We start from the raw sequence: 20,183 nt of genomic DNA on the forward strand, positions 1-20,183 counted from the left end.
GTCAGTATCCTTGCGGGGGAGCAGGTTCGTCGACGGGTTCGGCAACGCGCATTTCATTGGCGTCATCCGTTCCCAGCTCCTGATAGGCGCGGAAGGCCAGCACCAGGAGGAAGGCGAAGAAGGAGAAGGAAATCACGATGGCCGTCAGCACCAGTGCCTGAGGCAGCGGGTTCGCTGCCTCGGTCAGCAGATGATAGGACTCCTCCGGGATCAGTGGCGGCACCGCCCGGGTGAGCCGCCCGGACGTGAAGATCAGGAGGTTCACCGCATTGCCCAGGATCGCAATGCCGAGCAGGATCCGGACCAGCTGGCGCGACAGCATCAGATAGACGGATACGGCGAAGAACAGGCCGATCAGGACCGAAAGACCGGTTTCCATCAGTCGCTCTCCCTTTCTTCCAGAGCCAGGGCAATGGACGCGATCGCCCCCACCACGACGAGATAGACGCCGATGTCGAACATCATCGGGGTGGAGAGATCCACTTCCACGTCGAAGAACGGGAAGGAGACCCACTGGCTGGTCATGTAGGACTGGTGCAGCAGCAGGGACGGCAGACCCGCCAGCGCCGAGAGGAACAGGCCGAAGGCCGAGATGCTCATCGGGTGGAACACGATGGCGCGGCGCACCGGGGCTACCCCGCAGGCGATACCGTAGATGGCCAGCGCGGAGGCCGCGATCAGCCCGCCGATGAAACCGCCGCCCGGCTCGTTATGGCCGCGCAGCAGCACGAAGATGGAAAACAGAACCATCAGGGCCGCCAGATAGGGCGCAACGGTGCGGAAGATGATCGTGCGCATCAGCGGGCCTCCAGCTTCTTGTTGCGGGCTTCCGTGCCCGCTTTCGGAGTCAGCCTGTCCTCCGGCCTGGTGCGCACCCGGATCAGAGCCAGCACACAGAGACCGGTCAGAACCACCACCGAGATTTCGCCCAGCGTATCAAAGCCGCGGAAGTCGACAATGATCACGTTCACGATGTTCCGGCCATGGGCGATGGTGCGCGAGAAATTGGCGAAGAAATCCGACAGGCGGGTGTCGAACGGCTGCTGGGTGACCGCCATCAGGGTCAGACCCATGCCGATGCCAACGCCCGCTGCGATGACCGCGGAGATGACCGCGGCACCGAAGGGCCGGTGATCGCGCGGGTTCAGGTTCAGGCGCGTCATGACCAGGGCCAGGATCACCACCGACAGGGTTTCCACCATGAACTGGGTGAAGCTCAGGTCCGGCGCACCGAAGAGCATGAAGATCAGCGCCACCGCAAAGCCCTGGATGCCGAGGGACACGATGGCCGTCAGGCGGGTCTTGGCGATGAGCACCGCGACCAGACCAATCGCCGCGATGAACAGGATGCCCCATTCATAGAAGGTGTACTGCGGCATCGCCGGAACCTCCGGCCAGCCGCCCGCCACATAGCGCGGCAGCAGAACGGCAAAAGCGGTCGCGATGAAGGTCAGCGTCATGTAGGTCTGCATCTTGCCGCCCTGCACGAACCGCGTCACCCCGTTGGACAGAGACACGAGACCTGCCACGAACTGGTCGAACCCCTTGTCCGGACCCCAGCCAATGGCGGTCAGAACGCTGGTCATCAGCGCCCGCATCCGGGTCAGCTGCACATAGAACACAAACCCGAGCGCAAAGGTGCCCAGCGACAGGAACAGTGGTGCCGCGACATGAGCCGGCACCAGATGCAGTTCCGTTTCCGCCGCATGGCCGGTGATCGACGCCAGCATCGGGCCTACGAACAGCGTGCCGGTGGAATGAGCCAGAAGCGCGGCCACAAGACCGGTGACCGACAGGGCGACGGGGCCCGCGAAGAGCAGAACCGGGCCTTCATGGGCATGCTTGGGCGTTTCCACCTTCGCGCCAAGGAACGGCTTGAGGGCAACGGCTGCGGCAATCACCAGCATCAGGGCATTGCCGAGAACCGCTGTGGCGGTGATCAGCGCCGCGCCGGATCCGGCTTCCAGCGTGCCTTCATAAAGCACTTCCTTGGCGATGAAGCCGATGAAGGGGAACATGCCGCACATGGACAGGGACGCAAGGCAGGCCGCCGTGAAGGTGACGGGCATGGCGCCCTTCAGCCCGCCGAGACGGGTGATGTCACGGGTTCCGGCCTCATGATCGACCGTGCCGGCGACCATGAAAAGCGCCCCCTTGAACAGGGAGTGGGCCAGAAGATAAAGCACCGCCCCTTCCAGCGCCTTTTCCGTGCTGGTGCCGACCAGCATGACCAGCAGGCCGAGGGAGGCCATTGTCGTATAGGCGAGCATCAGCTTCAGGTCGGTCTGGCGCACGGCCAGCAGCGTGCCGATGATCAGTGTCGCTCCGCCGAAGAGCGGCAGAACCGTGGTCCAAAGCGCCGTGTCACCCAGGAGCGGATGCATGCGCATCAAGAGATAGACACCGGCCTTGACCATGGTGGCCGAATGCAGGAACGCGGAGACCGGCGTCGGCGCTTCCATGGCGTTGGGCAGCCAGAAATGGAACGGGAACTGGGCCGACTTGGTGAAGGCGCCGCCCAGAACCAGAAGGAAGATGGGCAGGTACCAGCCGCTGTCCTTGATGATGTCCGGGTTCTGCAGCAGAACCGACATCTCGATTTCCTTGGTCACGCCGATGATCAGGATAAACCCTGCCAGCAGGGCCAGCCCACCGCCGCCCGTGACCACCAGCGCCTGCAGCGCCGCCCGGCGCGAGGCAGCTCTGAGATGGTCAAAGCCGATCAGCAGGAAGGAGGTGATCGAGGTCAGCTCCCAGAAGATGAACAGCGTGATCAGGTTGTTGCCGGTCACGAGGCCCATCATTGCGCCCATGAACAGGAACAGGAAGGAGAAGAACCGCCCCTGCTGCGGATGGCCCTTCAGATAGCCGCCGGCATAAAGAATGATGAAGGTGCCGATGCCGGAAATGAGCAGCGCAAACAGCGTCGACAGGCCATCGACATAAAAGGACAGGTTGATGCCGTAGCTGGGCGCCCATTCGCGCGAGATCACGAAGGTCTGGCCTTCGGACACGGCGGCAACGAAGCCTGCGAAATGGAAGAAGATGAGGGCCGGAACCAGGGCCAGCAGCCAGGCTGCGTTGTGCTTGAGCAGCTTTGTGGCAATGGGCGCGGCGGCCGCGGCGGCGAAAGGCGCCAGAATGGCCAGGATGGTGGTGTCTATCGCGGCGGTCGTCATGCGGGCTCGGTCACTTTTTCCGGAAGGGACTGGACGGACGGCGGGTCGAATCGGCGCCCCTGCGCCAACCGGTTAACGGCACTTGTCATAGTTTGCCCCTTCATGGCACGCAAGCGTTAGGAAACAGTTTCGGCAGCAACGCAAACAAGGAAAAACCACCTCCCGCCACTATTCATGGGCCGCTAGACTTTAGACTGAGGCGCAATATTGCCAGCAGTCCCGTCCCACTTGGGAGGAGCGCCGATGCTTTTCAATAGTCTCCCGAGACTTTTCCCCTCCCCGCCCGCACAGCCCCGCCCGCAGTGCACACTTGACCGGCAGGAGTTCCTTTTCCCACGGCTGGCGGCTGGTTTCTTCTTGGACAGCTGCGCGGAAATACTGTCAGGGGGCGGTTTTGCGGCGGGAGTGGGGGAAAGGGGCGCAGGGGAGGGCGAAGACCTTTCAAAGGTGATCGAAATATGAACAAGACAAACAAAATCTAAAATGGCTGTCGCACAGAACCTTTTAATGCTCACAGAAGATCAATCAAAGCCGCATGGCCACGTCGGCAGTCGCTAACTTCTTTATCGAAATCTCTTTCAGCTGCCCGTTTAAAGCCGAAATAGGAAGGTTGGTTTCGCCCGCGTTCGCAAAGCGTCATCAATCGAGCCAGCAGTAAGATGCCTTCCTTGCATGCTTCCAAGTGCTCCTGATTCGTTCCCAGATATTCTCCCATGGAGTTTTGAGTGAAATTCTTGTAGGAGCTTTTACTCCATCTTCGTTTTTCTCCTGCTCCTTTTTCCAAGCTATGCGCAATGTTTTCATCTCGATACAATAAAACTGTAGTCATACCCTCCCCTTTTGTCCAAACATTAAAATCTTGTTTCCACTCGCAAAAGGCTTCAGAAAATTCAGATAAGCTCCATCTCTCTGCAGCGATGTTCCCGGATATAAAAGACTTCAAGGAAAGTGAATTCCGAACACCATCCAACAACTTCGCCACTCCAAGATACAAGCTATCACGGTAAGTCCAAAAGGCATTATCAAGAGCCTGCTGAGCGAGGCTCCGGTCAGCTTTCGCTAAAAGCTCATGGCGCGAAAGATATTCAACAACAAAAGCATAATCGATACAGAGGTTTCTAAAAGATTTCTCAAAAAGATCGAGGAATTCGACATAATTCGGAGTGGCGGCATCTGGAGTTGCCACGCTTTTTAAACTTTGACACCACTTCAGCACGGACTGTGTAGCTTCAGGGACATAACTCCAGTTTCGAACAGGCCCATCTTTGGTCGATGTGGCAAGACCCGCCTCATGCAGAATGGATAGGTGACGGCGAACGGTACCGGGCTTGCGTCCCGTGTTCGCCGCCAGGTCATTTACGCAAGCAGGACCTTTAGAAATTTGGAGCAAAATTTTGCGCCGTACCTCATTTGAAAGCGCGTGAAATAGTTGCGAGCGAATTTCTTCTTCATCGGACATAAGACCTCCTATTAGACACTTTCCTTTGCGCCTGCAAAACCTCGCAGCCTTTATAAAATTTGCCAATGTGCATTTTCTGCTCCTCACCCCAGCCCTCTCCCTGAAGGAAGAGGGAGAGGGCTGCGGCAAGTGGTGAGGCGGCATGCCATCTCTCGATCTCCGGACCACATATTCACCTCCCCACGAAAAGCCTCACCGCCACCTCTCCCAAGATTGGGAGAGGTCGACGCGAAGCGGCGGGTGAGGGACTGGGAGGCAGCCCGTTCTCAACGCGCCGTGCGCCCCCTCCCCTCCGTCCTGCCATGGCTTGACCCGATGCCGTGATCTTCCCACAAACCGGGGCTTTTCTGGGTGGATTGGTCACGGAGTGGATTGCGGCATCAAGCGCTGCAATGACGAAAGAGGAAAGGCAGACGGGGCGAACATCTGCCCTGCGGAGGCGGGCAAGGCAGAGGCTCACCACACGGGTCATCCCGCACTCGATGCGGGATCCAATCCACTTCACAGGACTGGCCAGAGGGAAGATGCGGATCGCGGGACGGCCCAGAAAAATGCCCCTTCCGTGCTGCCGGACAGGCGAGTGGATCCCCGGTCGAGCCGGGGATGACCGGGGCGAAAACCTGAGCGCGCGCCCTCACCCCAGCCCTCACCCCAGCCCTCACCCCAGCCCTCTCCCTGAAGGGAGACGGAGCAGGCTGCGGCAAGTGGTGAGGCGGCATGCCAGCTCTGGATCTCCGGACAACGCACCCTCTCCCCACGAAAAGCCTCACCGCCACCTCTCCCAAGATTGGGAGAGGCCGGCGCGAAGCGGCGGGTGAGGGTTAAAGGGCAGAGTGGGGCCAGGTTTTCCCTCTCCTTGTTATGACGCCCCTCGCCTCCGTCCTGCCATGGCTTGACCCGATGCCGTGATCTTCCCACAAACCGGGGCTTTTCTGGGTGGACAGGTCACGGAGTGGATTGCGGCATCGAGTGCTGCAATGACGATGGAGGAGAGGCAGACGGGGCGAACATCCGCCCTGCGGAGGCGGGCAAGGCAGAGGCTCACCGCACGGGTCATCCCGCACTCGATGCGGGATCCACTTCCCTTCACAGGACTGGCCAGAGGGAAGATGCGGATCGTGGGACGGCCCAGAAAAATGCCCCTTCCGTTCTGCCGGAAGGGCGAGTGGATCCCCGGTCGAGCCGGGGATGACCGGGTGGAGATCTGAGCGCGCGCCCTCACCCCAGCCCTCTCCCCAACGCTCTTCCTGGAGGGGGAGGGGGCAGGCTGCGGAAAGCTGCCAGTCGGCGGGCCCTCTCTGGATCTCCGGACAACGCCCCCCCCCTCCCCACGAAAAGCCTCACCGCCACCTCTCCCAAGATTGGGAGAGGTCGGCGCGAAGCGGCGGGCGTCAGCCCTTATGGTCCTGGGGCATCAGGGCGTCGTCCTGCTCTCTGGCCCGGACGGCGGCAGGGCGGGTCATCAAGCGGCCGGTATAGTCCGCGAACCCTGGCCGGTCCGGCAGGGTGCCGACCATCCGGCCCCATTGGATCAGCGAACCGATATAGACGTCTGCGGCGCTGAAGGTTCCGCCAGTGGCATACTCCCGCCCGTCCGCAAGCATCAGGGCCAGCGTGTCCGCAGTCATCTCCAGCGTGCCATATCCCGATTGGCCGCGCGCCTGCGGGCTGTCCGGAATCTCAAACCCGAGCCGGGCATTGTTGAGCGCGGCTTCCACCGGCCCGGCGGCAAAGAGCATCCAGCGGAAATAGTCCGCACTTTCAGGGGTTCCCGGCGCGGGGGCAAGTCCGGCTTCGGGGAAGACGGCGGCCAGATAGAGGCAGCAGGCGGAAGTTTCGGTCACAATGGCGTTGCCGTGCCTGAGAGCCGGAACCTTGCCCATGGGATTGACCGCCAGATACTCTGCCGACTTCATCTGGGGCCCGAAGTCCAGAACCTGGGTTTCGTAGGGCTGGCCCAGCTCCTCAAGCATCCAGCGGACAATACGGCCGCGCGACATCGGGTTTGTGTACAAAACGATTCCAGACATGAGATCCCCCTTCTGACGGCGGTGGACGGCAGGCCTGCCATCCCCGCACCCGGACATAACAGGGCCGTGAGGGCGGGAAAAGACTTCACGCGCCGGTGGCACGCAAGTGTGAAGGCGCGGACCGCCTGTGCTCTTGCCGCAGCGCAAAGTGCTGCCTATGTGTGGACACCAGAGTTTTCAAGAGTGAAGGAACCCGCCATGGTTGATGCTGCAGCAAAAGACGGCAAGGTGATCAAGAGCCTGGACGACTGGCGCGATCAGTTGACCGCTGAGCAGTTCTACATCACCCGGCAGCATGGCACGGAGCGGCCTTTCACGGGACCTTACTGGAACTCGTTCGAGCCGGGCCGCTATGATTGTGTGTGCTGCGATAAGCCGCTGTTTCTGTCCGATACGAAATTCGACGCCGGTTGCGGCTGGCCGAGCTTCTTCAAGGCGGTGACACCGGACGCGGTCACCGAGATCGAAGACAGGTCGCACGGCATGGTGCGCACGGAGATCCGCTGTTCAAAATGCGACGCGCATCTTGGACATGTCTTCCCGGACGGCCCGCCGCCCACCGGCCTGCGCTACTGCCTCAACGGCCACGCCATGGCCTTCGTGCCTTTGGACGAGCGGTAGCAGCCAGGATCCGGGCAAACCGCAAGGTCTGGGGACAGTATCTTCAGACCATCGGACGGCTGGCACACTTTCCGCACGCGCCTTCCCGGACGCAGCGAAGCGGAGATCCGGGATCTAACGCCGTCTCCTCTTTCTTATGATACAGAGCTTTCATGCCGGTCCCGGCTCAAGGCCGGGACAGCGCGGAGAGAACTTGTGACCTTCAGGTCCACCATAAAGAACAAGGGCCGGAGGCTGTGTCTCCGGCCCTTTCTGATGAAGAGGCCCGGTCAAAGGGGGCGTTTTAGACCGGTGATCATGGACTTCACCAGATTCTCGCCATGCTCCAGGCTGGCCACGAGGACGCCAAGCAGGTGAAGCGCGACAAGAACAAGAACCAGGTTCGCCAGAACTTCATGGACTTCCGACACCCAGTCGACACCCCAGAAGGTGTCCGTGGTCTGCATGTAGCCGGTCAGCGCCGTGCCCGAGAGCACGAGGATCAGCACCACGATCATGGCCGCCCCGGCCGGGTTGTGGCCAAGATGGCGCCCGGCCTTGCGGCTGGCGATATCGCGCAGATAGCCAAGGGTGGTGCCGGGGCCACGCACAAAGCTCGTGAACCGGGCGAAACGGCTGCCGATCACACCCCAGACCAGGCGGAAGGCAAGGAGACCGGCAATCACATAGCCAACCGGCTCGTGCACTTTCTGGACCTCGTCTCCGGTCAGCCAGGCAATGGCAACCAGAGCCACGAGTGACCAATGGAAGATCCGCACCAAGGGGTCCCACACCCGGACCATGCCCCCGGCAGACGCCGGGGAGACGGTCCCGTCCGCCCCAGCCGGCGGCATCCCGCCGCCCGCCGGAGACGTATCCGGGCAGGAGGTCATCAGTTGTCCTTGTCGGCGCCGAGGATTTCGCCGGTCACCGGATGAACAAGCTGCTCAACCTTGGCGCCCTTGGGATCGATGGCGTAGACTTCATAAACGCCTTTTTCTTCCTTCACCTTGCGCACGTCATAGCCTTCCGCCTTGAACTTGGCCTTGATGGCGTCGGTGGTCATCCACTGGTCGCGGGGCGCATCGATCTTGTACTCCTTGCCCGAGGCGAAGGCGCTGCCTGCGGCGGCAACGGAAAGAGCAATAGCGGTGGCGGCAATCAGCTTCTTCATGGTCAAGTTCCTGTGCTGGCCCGGCCTTAGAAGGGGTTGAGCGGCGGGGCTCGTTGATGACGGGCCCTGTTTCGCACACCCTGACTGACGCCCCGCTTGTGGGCTTTGTCAGGCTTTTGTCAGCTTGTCTGCGGTAGTAAGAAGGATCATGACTCTTGCGTCCGCCTTCCCTCCCCCAGTTTCAGCCCGGCCCCGCCGGACGGCGCTTTATGCGTGCCTTCTGCTTGCCGTTACGATGCTGGGAGCTGGCGTGCAGACCGCAAACGCCGATGATGAAGATCACGAGCGGGCACGCCATGCGGTGGAGGCCGACAAGGTGCGCCCGCTGGCAGAGATCCTTTCCAAGGTGCGGCCGTCCCTTCCCGGCCGGATCATCGGCACGGAATTTGAAGAAGAACACGGCCGCTATGTCTACGAATTCAAGGTGATCTCTCCGTCCGGCCGGGTACGGGAGATCTATGTGGATGCTGCCAGCGGTGCCATCCTGTCCGAGGAGGATGACTGATGCGGGTGCTTGTCGCCGAGGACGAACCGCGCATCCGCGAGGATGTGGCGACCACGCTGAAGGCCGCCGGCTATGTGGTGGACACCTCCGAGGACGGCGAGGACACCTGGTTCTTGGGCGACACGGAAGACTATGACCTGATCGTGCTGGATCTGGGCCTGCCGCAGCTGGACGGCCTGTCGGTGCTCAAGCGCTGGCGCGCCGCCGGGCGGCTGATGCCGGTTCTGATCCTGACCGCCCGCGGCTCCTGGCCCGAACGGGTGGAAGGCATTGACGCGGGGGCCGACGATTATCTGCCCAAACCCTTCCGCATGGAGGAGCTGACGGCCCGGGTGCGCGCCCTGATCCGCCGCTCCGCCGGTCTTGCCAGCCCGATGATCGAGATCGGCCCGCTGAGCCTGGATGTGCGCCAGATGCGCCTGACCCGCAACGGGGTGCCGATCAGCCTGACCCCGCTGGAATACCGCCTGACCTCCTATCTGATGCATCACAAGGACCGGACCGTGCCGCCGGTGGAGCTGCTGGAGCATCTTTACGGCGACGACGATGCGCGCGACCCCAATGCGCTGGAGGCCGTGCTGACACGCCTGAGGAAAAAGCTCGGGCCGGACACGATCGAAACCCGGCGCGGTTTCGGCTACCAGATGTCCGGCGAAGCCGGATGAAGGGCCGCTCGCTCCGTCTGCGTCTGCTTCTGGCGGGCGCGGTCTCGACGGTTCTTGCCCTTGCCCTGTCGGCGGCGGGTCTGACGCTGCTGTTCTCCCGCCATGTGGAGCAGCGCGAGGAGGCGGAACTCTTCATCCTTCTCGATCAGCTGGCCGGCAATGTGGACTGGGATCCCGCCACCGGGGCCTTGACCCTGGCCCGCCCGCCCAGTGACCCGCGCTTCGACACACCGCTGTCCGGGCGCTACTGGCAGGTAGAGGCCGGTGGAAAGACCCTGCGCTCCCGTTCCCTTTGGGATGGTGTGATGCCGATGCCCGAAGACAGCCTCAACGATGGTGCCTTGCACCGGCACACGGGCAAGGGGCCAGCGGGGGAAGATCTTCTGATCCTTGAGCGCGGGATCACGCTGCCCGCACGCATGGGCAGTGCGGAGGCCGAGGTCGCCGCCGCCGTGAGCCTTGCCGATGTGCAGGCCGCGTCCCAGGAATTTGCCATCAGCCTGATGCCCTATCTGGCGCTGCTGACCCTGTTCCTGACCGGCGCCGCCTATGTGCAGGTCACCGTGGGCCTGAGCCCGCTCCGCCGCATCCGGACGGCCCTCCAGGCCATCCATTCCAGCCCGTCCGAACGGCTGGGCGATGACTTTCCTGCCGAAATCCAGCCCATCGCGAGCGAGGTCGATGCGCTTCTGGCTGCCCGCGAAGAGCAGATCGGCAAGGCGCGGGCGCGCGCCGCGGATCTTGCCCACGGGCTCAAGACGCCTTTACAGGTTCTGTCAGGCGATGTTGCCCGGCTCCGGGCGCTTGGTCAGGAGGAGGTCGCACATGACCTTGAGACCCTGGCCGACGGCATGCGCCGCCACGTGGACCGGGAGCTAGCCCGCGCCCGCATGGCCGCAGCCAGCAACACGGCCCGGGCCGATGTGAAAGAGGCGGCTCTCAAGGTGGTGTCTGTCATCCAGCGCACGCCGCAAGGAAAGGCGCTGAGCTGGACCACGGAGCTGCCGGACGCCCTTCTGGCCGCGATCGATCCGGATGATCTGTCAGAAATCCTTGGCAACCTGATCGAGAACGCCTCCCGCCACGCTGGCACAAGGATCAAGGTATCGGCAGCACATTCCAGCGACAGGATCGCGCTGTCCATTGAGGACGATGGTCCGGGCATTGCGCCGGGCAAGCTGGACCAGATCCTCCGGCGTGGTGGCCGCCTGGACGAGACCCCCGGCGGCACTGGCCTCGGCCTTGCCATCGTTCAGGACATTCTGGACGCCTGGGACGGATCGCTGGACATCACCTCCAGCGAAGACGGCACCTGCGCGAAGGTGGGCCTGCGGCGGGGATAGTTCCCCCGCCCGTTTCGTCCCGCACTCAGGTTTTGGCCGGTTTCTCATCCGCAAGGCAGAATTCGCCTCACACGCCCCTCGTTCTCCGTCATTGCCGGACTTGATCCATTACTGTTCGGTTTAGAGGGGCGTCATGGGATATTGAGGCACTCCAACTTGCTCCCGTCTCCCCCCTTGCGGGGGAGATGCCCCTGAATGGGGGCAGAGGGGGGTATAAGCCCCTCGGAAAATTGCGGCTTTCTGAATATGCGGATGCCTTACCCCCCTCTGTCAGCTGCCGCTGACATCTCCCCCGCAAGGGGGGGAGACGAGGATATGCCGTGCCGCTTTCGTGTATCCCCCAGCTTTAAGCCGGAAGGGTACCGCATGGTTGCCATGGTCAAGCCATGGCAGGACGGTGCGGAGGGAGCGGCGTACCAATGAAAATACTACTTCTTCATTTCGTTTTTTCCAACGAAAGCCGTGCGCTCAATCGTCGCGCCGGATCATGTTGGTAACGGACGCAGCGGCTATGGCCGTGACAACCCAGCCAAGAATAACAAAGAGCTTCTGAACACCGAACATCGACCAGCCCCACCAGCTTCTCTCGGTCGAGGGGCCCCAGGCGTCGGTTTGGCCGATGTTGATGATCGGGATCACTACATCTGCTGCATAGAAGAAGGGTTCGAAGGTCTCGTAATCCCTTCCATACTGCTTAGCCCAGACTTCCGCAGGCCGCTCTTCCGTCCTCGACAGATTTTGCCACTCCGACGAGATCTGGATGACATCGGAGTTCGGCGTCAGATCTCCCATGTTCCACGATACTTGAGCCAAAGCCGTCATGCAGGCAATCAGGAACGCAAGAACCAACAAGCTCCGCCCCGGCTTGTAGCCATAGCCTGTAACATATCGATAAACTCGGTCGGCGCTTCGATGAAATAACAAGCGCAAGACGGTCTTTGCATTGTCCCAAAGGAGTTGATTTCGGAAATCCTGCCGGAGAAGACTCACAACCAAAGGGTCACGATTTTGAACCCAATCAGACTTGCCAAAACGCTGTTTAAACAACTCTCCCCAGTTCTCGCTCAACTCCGCGACCTTAGTCGCACTTACGTTAAGTGCCTGCAGAGGCTCTTTATTGTTTACGTGTTCAAGAAATTTTCGCAAATTGCGACGGAAACGAAGCTCATCCCTCCATCGTCCCCTCACAGCTTTACGCTGCTGGATCTCTTTCTCGATCAAGATTTCCCGAGCTTCGCGTCGGTGACCAGTTTCTCTGTAGAACCTGGCTAACTGCTGGTAGGGCTGAGGATAAAAACTTCCATTAAATTGCGCGCCCTTTTTCAACCATGATTTGCGAAACCGCAGATCTAGCGGACCAATTAGATTCTCATAGGTTAAGCCTATCAGATTTAGATTTTCTACCATCTCCCAACTTGCAGCGCTGTCTACCAACCCGCCAAGCTGTGCGCTGTTAAAAGCAATGCGCCCCTTGACTGACTTGATTTGACGCCAGACGAAGCCGCCAGCCACAGTCAATCTTTGCGCGTTGAGAGCTTGGCCATCTGCACCGTCTAGCTCTGCTCCTGTAAAATCCAGCTGACCCACAATCTCTGCACCGGCGAGACGAACCTCACCTTTGCTTTTTAGATCACAAAGAACCAAATCACTTTTTACTCTGACACCTTGTGCGTTGAGAGCCCTTCCGTCGCCACTGCCGAGTTGTGCTCCCGTGAAGATCAATTGACCGCCAATCTCAGCTCCGGCCAAATTGACATCCCCCGTATTTATCAACCGACGCAGAAACACATCTCCCATCACGATGATACCTTGGACGTAGAGGCCAGGCAGCTTAGTACCTGTCATATTGAGAAACTCAAACCTTGTCTTAAGCGCCACGACCTTGTGCTCAAAGTTGCAATTAATAAGACCTGTTGCACCACGAGAAGATGCAAAGCTCAGATCAAGCAGACCAGAAATCCACGCTCCTTCTAATTTTACTCCCCACTCATGAACTTGGCACTTCTCGCAACCTCCGAGGATCAGATAACGTAGAAGCGCGGCGCGGATCGTTCGTCCTTCGCTTGGTCCATCTGGACAGGTACCATCGCCAAGTTTGGTCAACCGGCCAGATTTGCAATTGTGGATCAGTGTATGCTCGGCCTCAGAAAGGTCTCCAGCTTCAATTAGAGTTTGAATATCGGAAAATGTGCGAATGAGCATGAAAATCACTTTGCTGAAAAGGTGTCTTTTCAGGCTAGCCGCACGCTCATCCTGCTGCAACTCATGACTGCACCGAATAGGTCTTATTCAGGGGAGGTTTTGTAGGCTCTCAAGACCTCACACAAGTCTGCACCGACAGCACAGGTGCGATGCACGTTCGAGTCTTCTCCGGTCATCCTCCCCGAACGGGGTGCTAATCCAAGTCCCGGCATCACGAAAAGATTTTCTACGCGCAGAGTGCAAGGCTTAGAATTATCTCCAACATCAAGATGACGACGGAAGTTGGATTGGATCCAGCATTAAGTGCGAGATGATCGCGGAGCTAGAGGGACATACAGGACAAGCCCCCTATTCCGCCCCCTCTCCCACCCCGGCGATCGTTTCGCGGATTTCCAGAATCCGCCCAATGTTGTCCTCAACCCAGACCACGAAATCCCGCACCTTCAGGGCAGCTTCCTCGCCGAGCGGCGTGAGGGAATATTCCACGTGGGGCGGGACGACGGGAAAGGACTGGCGCAGGACGAAGCCATCGGCCTCCAGCGTCTGCAGGGTCTGGGCCAGCATCTTTTCGCTGACGCCGCCGACCTTGCGTCTGAGTTCGGAGAAGCGGTGCGTGTGCTCCAAAAGCGCGATCAGCACAAGAACGCCCCATCGGCTCGTCAGGTGGCTGAGAATTTCCCGCGAGGGGCAGCGCTCGCTCAGAACCCTGCCCCGTCCCAGGATGCCATCGAGCGAAAGATCCCGCTCCTGACCAGCGGAACCTTCAGCGTTTGCGCGGGTTTGCGGCTGTGCGCCCATGGCACTCTCCAACTTTTTTCAAACTTACCTTTTTGTATGTACTTACCAAAAGAAAGTTTGCAAGACATATGTCACTGCATCGCAAAAATCACAGCCACGAAATGGAGATCGACATGATTGCAGTGACCGGTGCCAATGGCCAGCTGGGCCGCCTTGTTCTTGAAGCCTTGACCACCAAGGGCGCCTCTTCTGTCCGCGCGCTGGTGCGCAGCCCGGAAAAAGCGCAGGACCTTGCCAGCAGCACGGTTTCGGTTGTTGAGGCCGACTACAACAAGCCGGAAACGCTCGCCGGTGCGCTCAAGGGCGCCGACCGGCTTCTTTTGATTTCCGGCAGCGAAATCGGCCAGCGCATTCCCCAGCACACGGCGGTGATCGAAGCAGCAAAGACAGCGGGCGTGAAACTGATCGCCTATACCAGCCTTCTTCATGCGGACAGCTCGCAGATGGCTCTGGCCGTTGAACACAAGGCAACGGAAGAAGCTTTGAAGGCCTCGGGGCTGGCCTATGTTCTGCTGCGCAACGGCTGGTATCTGGAAAATTACGACAGTTCTCTGGCCGCCGGCCTGCAGCATGGTGCGATCACCGGTGCCGCCGGTGACGGCAAGATCGCAGCCGCTTCCCGCAAGGACTACGCGGACGCTGCCGCCGCTGTGCTCGTTGATCCAGACAGCTCCAGCCGCATCTACGAACTGGCCGGAAGCCCCGCCTTCACAATGAGCGAGCTGGCGGCCAGCCTGTCGGAAGCCTCCGGCAAGGAGATCCCCTACACCAACATGGCAAAGGACGACTATGCCAAGATGCTGCTGCAGGCCGGTCTGCCAGAAGGCTTTGCCAATATTATCTCCGACAGCGCTGCCAACGCGGCGAAGGGATCGCTCTATGGTTCGTCAGAGGATCTGGAAAAGCTGATTGGCCGCAAGAGCCTGTCCTATCAGGACTATGTCCGGGCTTTCGTGGCACACTGATCTGTCCGGCCCATCCTCCGGCCCTCTCTTCAAGAGGCCGGAGGGTGGATGACACAAGTTCTAACCGGGCCAGCGTCACACGCGCTGTCCCGGCCTTGAGCCGGGACCTGCTCTAGCGACTTCGCCTATTCATCCGGGCGAATGGGCTGCAGATCCCGGATCTCCGCTGCGCTGCGTCCGGGAAGGCGCGGAGGAGAGGTTTTCCGGCCGTCTCTTACCCATTCTGCGGGGAGCCGCAGTTGGGTTTGCCTCACCCGCTCTGCCGCCGCAGCAGCCCCAGAAAAAACACGCCGCCCAGAAAACCGGTGACGATGCCGACCGGAATGTCCTCTGGCGCAAGCAGGGTACGGGCGGCGAGATCCGCCCAGATCATGATCAGCGCTCCAGCCAAAAGCGAGGCAGGCAGCACCCGGCGGTAACTGCCGCCGGTGATCCGCCGCACGATATGGGGCACCATCAGCCCGACAAAGCCGATGATGCCCGAGAAAGCCACCATCACGCCGGTGATCAGCGAGCAGACAACAAAGATCGTCAGCCGGAAACGTGTCACGGCGATGCCCAGGGTGGCAGCGGTCTCGTCGCCGATGGTCATGGCGTTAAGGTCTTCCGCGCGGGCGATGAGATAGGGAACGGTCAGCGCCAGAACGCCGATCGGAAAGACCAGATGGCTCCATTGTGCCAGCCCCAGTCCGCCCAGCATCCAGAAGATCACCGTATGGGTCGCGCGCGGATCGCCCATGAAGATCAGCATGTTGCCGAGGGACATGAGGATGAAGGACACGGCAACGCCTGCCAGCACCAGCTTGTCCGCACTTGTGGCCCCGGTCAGCCGTGTCACCGCCAGAACCATGGCGGTTGCCAACAGCGCTCCACCAAAGGCCATGACCGGCACCGTGAGCAATCCCAGAAACAGCCCCGTGTGCAGCAGCGCGGTGATGGCCCCGCAGGCCCCGCCCGCTGAAATGCCCAGAAGATGCGGATCGGCCAGCGGATTGCGGGTCACCGCCTGAAGCGCGGCCCCGACGGCAGCCAGCCCGGCCCCGACGCAGGCGGCAAGGATCGCTCTTGGAATGCGGATGTCCCAGACAATGGCCTCGCGCCCGGCGGACCAGACCGGCTCCACCGCTCCCGGCAGCAGCTTGTTGATCAGAATGCCGGCCACATGGCCGACCGGCACCGGAACGGAGCCGGTGCCGACAGCGACCAGGAAGGACAGAACGAGAAGGCCCAGACAGCAGAGCACCACAAGCCGGAAACGCCCCTTGCCGTCAGAAGCATGCGCTGCCCGTACCGGAAGCTCGCGTGGAAGATCTCCCGGCCGCAGGACCGCCCGCCCGGACATGGCTGGCATTCCGCCCGTCGCGTGCAGGTCTTCCCGTTCAAGCGCCTGTCCGGCTGTCCGGTCCAGCATCCGTCACTGCCCCCAGAAGGCGGTGGCGAGGGTCTTGACCGCTTCAATGTTGCGCGGGCCGGGTGTCGCCTGGACATAATCCAGCGTGACAAAGCGGTTGTTCTTCACCGCGTTGATCTTCGCCAGAGCCGGATTGCTGCGCATGAAGTCCCGTTTCTGCTCCGCAGTGACATTGCCGTAGTTGACGATGACCACGACATCCGGGTTCTTTTCGACGACGGTTTCCCAGTCGATGGTGGCCCAGCTCTTTTCAAAGTCATCCAGCACGTTGACGCCGCCAGCCGCTTCGATCAAGGCTGTGGGCATGGCGTAGCGGCCCGCTGTGAAGGGCTTTTCCTCGCCGCTGTCATAGACGAACACCTTCAGCGGCTCGCTGCCGGTCTTCAGGGAGGCGCGGAAACCGGCCAGTTCCTTCCGGTATCCGGCGACCAGCGCCTCCGCCTTGTCCTCAACATCGAAGATACGGCCAAGGTTCAGGAGGTCATTGTACATGTCCTCCATCGACACCTTGGGCTTGCTGCCGATGTGGATGCAGGATTCCGTCAGCTCATAGACCTTGATACCGAACGGCTCGAGGGTTTCCGGCGTCACCTCGCCGCCCACCTTCATGCCGTAGTTCCAGCCGGCGAAATAGAAATCCGCATCCGCGCCGATCAGCACTTCTTTGCTGGGGTATTTTTCCGAAAGCTCCGGCAGTTCGGCAACGCCTTCGCGCATTTTTTCATCCAGCGTCTTCCAGCCGGAAATGCCGGTGTAACCCACCATCCGGTCGCGCAGGCCCAGAACCAGCATCATCTCGGTCAGGTTCACATCATTGGAGACGGCAGCCTTGGGCGGATGATCGAACGTGACCTCGCGGTTGCAGCTTTTCACCGTGGTTTGCGCCAGGACGGGCGAGACGGAAAGCAGAAGGGCAACGGCGGTCAACAGGCGTTTCATGAGAATGGGTCCGGTTCAGTTGGAAAGCGAAAAGGTGAGATGCGGGCGGCCGCTGGGGTGCAGTTGCTCCCGGTGGCAGACAACGCCGAAGGCGGCTTGCACATGATGAGGGGTAATGACCTCGGCCGGCGGCCCGTAGGCCAAGGCCCGGCCAGAGGACAGGATCAGAACCTGATCGCACAGGCTCGCTGCCATGTTGAGGTCATGCAGGCTGGTGACGATGGTCACCGAAAGATTGCGCACCAGTTCAAGGATTTCGAGCTGATGGCGGATGTCGAGGTGGTTGGTCGGCTCGTCCAGAACCAGCAGCTGCGGCTCCTGGGCAAGAGCCCGGGCGACCATGACCCGCTGGCGCTCGCCGCCGGACAGCGTGCCAAACCTGCGCGCCGCCAGACCGTGCAACTGCATGTCCGACAGAGCCCTGGAGACGATCTCCTGATCCCGGCCAGAAGGCGCGGCAAGGCCCGAGAGATGCGGGCGGCGGCCAAGGGCGACGATCTCGCGCACGCTCAGGGAAAAATCCGTCGGCTGCTCCTGAAGCACCGCGGCCACCTTGCGGGCGGCCTGGCGGGCGCTCATGCGCCAAAGATCTTCCCCATCCAGCAGGATGCGGCCCGTGCGCGGCTTCAGATAGCGGTAGATGAGACGCAAAAGGGTGGACTTGCCGGCACCATTTGCGCCGACGACACCAAGACAGGCCCCCGGCGCCAGCGCAAGACTGACCGGATGCAGCAGGGTCAAAGCCCGGCTGGGTCCCCAGCTTGCCTCTTCAATGTCCAGCCTTGCAGCACACATCTGCCGCTCTCTCCTGCCTGTTTTCATCAGCACCGGTTCCAATGCCCTGGAAACGCTCCCCGGATCCCGCCTGATCTTGCGTTGCGACGACCCACCGGATAATTTGTTATGTTATTACGTTACAAAACTCAACCCATATACTCTGCCGCCCGTAAAAAAGGCAGAAGGGCCGTTTGCTGCGCCCGCTGCCGTCCGGATAGAGGAACGGGATCGCGCTCCGCACCAGCCCGCACACAAGTCCTGACCTCAGCGCAGACGCCTAGGCCGCGCGCGGAAGCGCGCAGAAAACCACGGTCAGACAGCCCAGGGGACTGCGCAGGCCAGCTGCGGAAAATGTCCGTAACCCGGACCACATGAAGGGGGAATCGACTGCCATCTCTGTCAGCTCCTCCGGGACACCCCGCCCGGGTTGAGGGTGAAAGTCAGATGGCAGGTCTCCTGACTTGCGGGTCGCTGCATCCCTGAGCCTTCCCGGATCACTCCAGTGGCCGTCTTCAGGTTTGCTCGCCGCCTACAGTTGCGGGGGCAGTCACGGACTCGGCGCCTTTTGGCTACACCTTACCGTATTCCCTTTTCATCCCGGTCCAAGCCTTGGCCCCGGGAACCATCGGCACGGACCATAGCGGGCCCGGTTGGTTTGTCAATTCCGCAAGCATCCCCTTTGCTGAAGAGTGCTTGGCAGCTGTTACAACCGGGTGCTAGTGTCCGGGTCCATCTCGGGAGCCCCTTTCTTATCACCTGCCGCAAGCTCCGCTGCCGTCAATCAGGTTGACGGCCCTCAGGCCTGGTTCCGTCTGGCCATCTGCATTCTGCTCAGCACCCTAGGCGGAGCGGGCATGTGGGCTGTGGTGGTGGTTCTGCCCGCGGTGCAGACCGAATTCGGCGTCGACCGGGGGGACGCCTCACTGCCCTATACGCTGACCATGATTGGCTTCGGCCTCGGCAATTACCTCATCGGCCGATGGGTGGACCGGGCCGGGGTGCTGCTGCCGGTCATCGGCTCCGCACTGGCGCTGGCTGCCGGGTTCTCCCTGGCGGCCGTTTCCAGCAACATCCTGCTGTTCTCGCTGGCGCAGGGCCTGCTGGTCGGCACAGGCACCGCGGCAACCTTCGGTCCGCTTCTGGCTGATCTGTCCCACTGGTTTCAAAAGCGGCGCGGCATAGCGGTTGCAGCCGCTGCCAGCGGCAATTATCTCGCCGGCATCCTGTGGCCAACCCTGATCAAATGGTCGCTGGTCAGCACCGACTGGCGGTCGACCTATTTCCTCATCGCCGCGATCATCCTCGTCACCATGGTGCCGCTTTCCCTGTTCTTGCGCCAACCGCCGCCGGAGAGGACTCTGCACACGGCAACGGTCATGAGTGGAGCAAGTGCCGGGCCCGGCAAGCCCGTCCTGTCCCCCACCGTGCTGCAATGGCTGCTGTTTCTGGCAGGCCTTGGCTGCTGTGTCGCCATGTCCATGCCGCAGGTCCACATCGTCGCCTATTGCGTCGACCTCGGATATGGCGTCGCACGCGGGGCGGACATGCTGGCGCTGATGGTGGCGGGCGGCGTTGTCAGCCGCCTTCTCTCCGGGGTTCTGGCCGATGCCATCGGCGGCGTGCGTACATTGCTGCTGGGTTCGCTTGCCCAGTGCGCTGCCCTGTTCCTCTACCTGCCCTTCGACGGGCTGGCTTCGCTCTATCTCGTTTCGCTGATCTTTGGCCTGTCACAGGGCGGCATCGTGCCGAGCTATGCCATAGTGGTGCGCGAATACCTGCCCGCCCACGAGGCTGGCCAGCGCATCGGCCTGGTCATTGCCGCAACGATCCTTGGTATGGCCCTTGGCGGCTGGCTGTCCGGATGGATCGATGACCTCACCGGTCCCTATGAGGCCGCATTCCTGGATGGCATCGCCTGGAACCTGATGAATATCTCGATCATGGTGTTTGTCCTGCTGCGGGGAAAGCAGAGGCAGGAAGCGCTGGCGTGAGACCATGGCGGAGGAGAAGCTTCATCAGCAACCTAAGCATCTTGGCCTACAACAACAAGACGTTTCGGAATCAAAGTTCATGTCTCGAATCAGAACGACAGAATTCATTACAATATTTCTCGTAACAGAAAACAATCAACCAAGA

18 protein-coding genes and 1 riboswitch are annotated in these 20,183 nt (G+C 61.0%); of the genes, 6 read left to right on the forward strand and 12 right to left on the reverse strand.

The features are described 5' to 3' along the window. Position 1 precedes the first annotated feature (1 nt). From IG616_RS18485 to IG616_RS18505, 5 genes are all read right to left on the reverse strand, one after another. Positions 2-379: a Na+/H+ antiporter subunit C gene (locus tag IG616_RS18485; protein WP_192149658.1), complete on the reverse strand. Its 378-nt coding sequence runs from the start codon at positions 377-379 to the stop codon at positions 2-4. Continuing rightward, positions 379-798 carry a Na+/H+ antiporter subunit B gene (locus tag IG616_RS18490; RefSeq protein WP_192149659.1) on the reverse strand — a complete coding sequence of 140 codons (420 nt, stop codon included), beginning with the start codon at positions 796-798 and terminating at the stop codon, positions 379-381. The genes IG616_RS18485 and IG616_RS18490 overlap by 1 nt, the downstream gene beginning before the upstream one ends. Continuing rightward, on the reverse strand, positions 798-3,179 hold the full coding sequence (locus IG616_RS18495; protein ID WP_192149660.1) for a putative monovalent cation/H+ antiporter subunit A: 2,382 nt from the start codon (positions 3,177-3,179) through the stop codon (positions 798-800). The genes IG616_RS18490 and IG616_RS18495 overlap by 1 nt, the downstream gene beginning before the upstream one ends. Before the next feature lie 511 nt (positions 3,180-3,690). Further along, positions 3,691-4,638 (reverse strand): ArsR/SmtB family transcription factor, encoded by a 948-nt coding sequence (locus tag IG616_RS18500; protein ID WP_192149661.1) that lies wholly within the window; start codon positions 4,636-4,638, stop codon positions 3,691-3,693. 1,391 nt (positions 4,639-6,029) lie between these two features. Further along, positions 6,030-6,668: a glutathione S-transferase family protein gene (locus IG616_RS18505; protein WP_192149662.1), complete on the reverse strand. Its 639-nt coding sequence runs from the start codon at positions 6,666-6,668 to the stop codon at positions 6,030-6,032. A 198-nt stretch (positions 6,669-6,866) separates the two neighbouring features. Here IG616_RS18505 and msrB point away from each other — a divergent pair, with 198 nt between their 5' ends. Continuing rightward, positions 6,867-7,289, forward strand: a complete 423-nt coding sequence (gene msrB / locus IG616_RS18510) for a peptide-methionine (R)-S-oxide reductase MsrB (RefSeq protein WP_192149663.1) — start codon at positions 6,867-6,869, stop codon at positions 7,287-7,289. Between the two features lie 269 nt (positions 7,290-7,558). On the opposite strand, the gene IG616_RS18515 is transcribed toward msrB, so the two are convergent. Both IG616_RS18515 and IG616_RS18520 read right to left on the reverse strand, forming a co-directional pair. After that, a complete protein-coding gene (locus tag IG616_RS18515) occupies positions 7,559-8,161 on the reverse strand; it encodes a cytochrome b/b6 domain-containing protein (RefSeq protein ID WP_192149664.1) in 603 nt (200 codons plus the stop codon). Beyond that, positions 8,161-8,442, reverse strand: a complete 282-nt coding sequence (locus IG616_RS18520; RefSeq protein WP_192149665.1) for a PepSY domain-containing protein — start codon at positions 8,440-8,442, stop codon at positions 8,161-8,163. Before IG616_RS18520 ends, IG616_RS18515 begins: the two co-directional genes overlap by 1 nt. A gap of 148 nt (positions 8,443-8,590) precedes the next feature. Between IG616_RS18520 and IG616_RS18525 the strand changes: the two genes are divergently transcribed. Genes IG616_RS18525 through IG616_RS18535 form a run of 3 tightly spaced genes read left to right on the forward strand, consistent with a single transcriptional unit; the run spans position 8,591 to position 10,955 of the window. Further along, positions 8,591-8,947, forward strand: coding sequence for a PepSY domain-containing protein (locus tag IG616_RS18525; protein ID WP_192149666.1), 357 nt, complete (start codon positions 8,591-8,593; stop codon positions 8,945-8,947). Next, on the forward strand, positions 8,947-9,612 hold the full coding sequence (locus IG616_RS18530; protein WP_192149667.1) for a response regulator transcription factor: 666 nt from the start codon (positions 8,947-8,949) through the stop codon (positions 9,610-9,612). Before IG616_RS18525 ends, IG616_RS18530 begins: the two co-directional genes overlap by 1 nt. Then, a complete protein-coding gene (locus IG616_RS18535; RefSeq protein WP_192149668.1) occupies positions 9,609-10,955 on the forward strand; it encodes a sensor histidine kinase in 1,347 nt (448 codons plus the stop codon). Before IG616_RS18530 ends, IG616_RS18535 begins: the two co-directional genes overlap by 4 nt. Before the next feature lie 468 nt (positions 10,956-11,423). Here the strand turns inward: IG616_RS18535 and IG616_RS18540 are convergent, their stop codons facing one another. Beyond that, positions 11,424-13,217 (reverse strand): SDR family oxidoreductase, encoded by a 1,794-nt coding sequence (locus IG616_RS18540; protein WP_192149669.1) that lies wholly within the window; start codon positions 13,215-13,217, stop codon positions 11,424-11,426. A gap of 288 nt (positions 13,218-13,505) precedes the next feature. Beyond that, complete coding sequence (locus tag IG616_RS18545) at positions 13,506-13,955, reverse strand: winged helix-turn-helix transcriptional regulator (RefSeq protein WP_192149670.1); 450 nt, start codon at positions 13,953-13,955, stop codon at positions 13,506-13,508. 113 nt (positions 13,956-14,068) lie between these two features. Here IG616_RS18545 and IG616_RS18550 point away from each other — a divergent pair, with 113 nt between their 5' ends. Next, positions 14,069-14,920: an SDR family oxidoreductase gene (locus tag IG616_RS18550; RefSeq protein ID WP_192149671.1), complete on the forward strand. Its 852-nt coding sequence runs from the start codon at positions 14,069-14,071 to the stop codon at positions 14,918-14,920. 250 nt (positions 14,921-15,170) lie between these two features. On the opposite strand, the gene IG616_RS18555 is transcribed toward IG616_RS18550, so the two are convergent. The 3 genes from IG616_RS18555 to IG616_RS18565 are packed head-to-tail and all read right to left on the reverse strand — an operon-like array spanning position 15,171 to position 18,065. Continuing rightward, on the reverse strand, positions 15,171-16,331 hold the full coding sequence (locus IG616_RS18555) for a FecCD family ABC transporter permease (RefSeq protein WP_246476305.1): 1,161 nt from the start codon (positions 16,329-16,331) through the stop codon (positions 15,171-15,173). 3 nt (positions 16,332-16,334) lie between these two features. Next, positions 16,335-17,270: an ABC transporter substrate-binding protein gene (locus tag IG616_RS18560; protein ID WP_192149672.1), complete on the reverse strand. Its 936-nt coding sequence runs from the start codon at positions 17,268-17,270 to the stop codon at positions 16,335-16,337. Between the two features lie 15 nt (positions 17,271-17,285). Next, positions 17,286-18,065, reverse strand: coding sequence for an ABC transporter ATP-binding protein (locus tag IG616_RS18565; protein ID WP_192149673.1), 780 nt, complete (start codon positions 18,063-18,065; stop codon positions 17,286-17,288). A gap of 411 nt (positions 18,066-18,476) precedes the next feature. Then, positions 18,477-18,689: riboswitch (cobalamin riboswitch) on the reverse strand. Between the two features lie 212 nt (positions 18,690-18,901). Here IG616_RS18565 and IG616_RS18570 point away from each other — a divergent pair. Continuing rightward, positions 18,902-20,038: an MFS transporter gene (locus IG616_RS18570; protein ID WP_246476306.1), complete on the forward strand. Its 1,137-nt coding sequence runs from the start codon at positions 18,902-18,904 to the stop codon at positions 20,036-20,038. Positions 20,039-20,183: the final 145 nt, after the last annotated feature.

Source organism: Roseibium litorale (assembly GCF_014842915.1).
GTDB lineage: Bacteria > Pseudomonadota > Alphaproteobacteria > Rhizobiales > Stappiaceae > Roseibium > Roseibium litorale.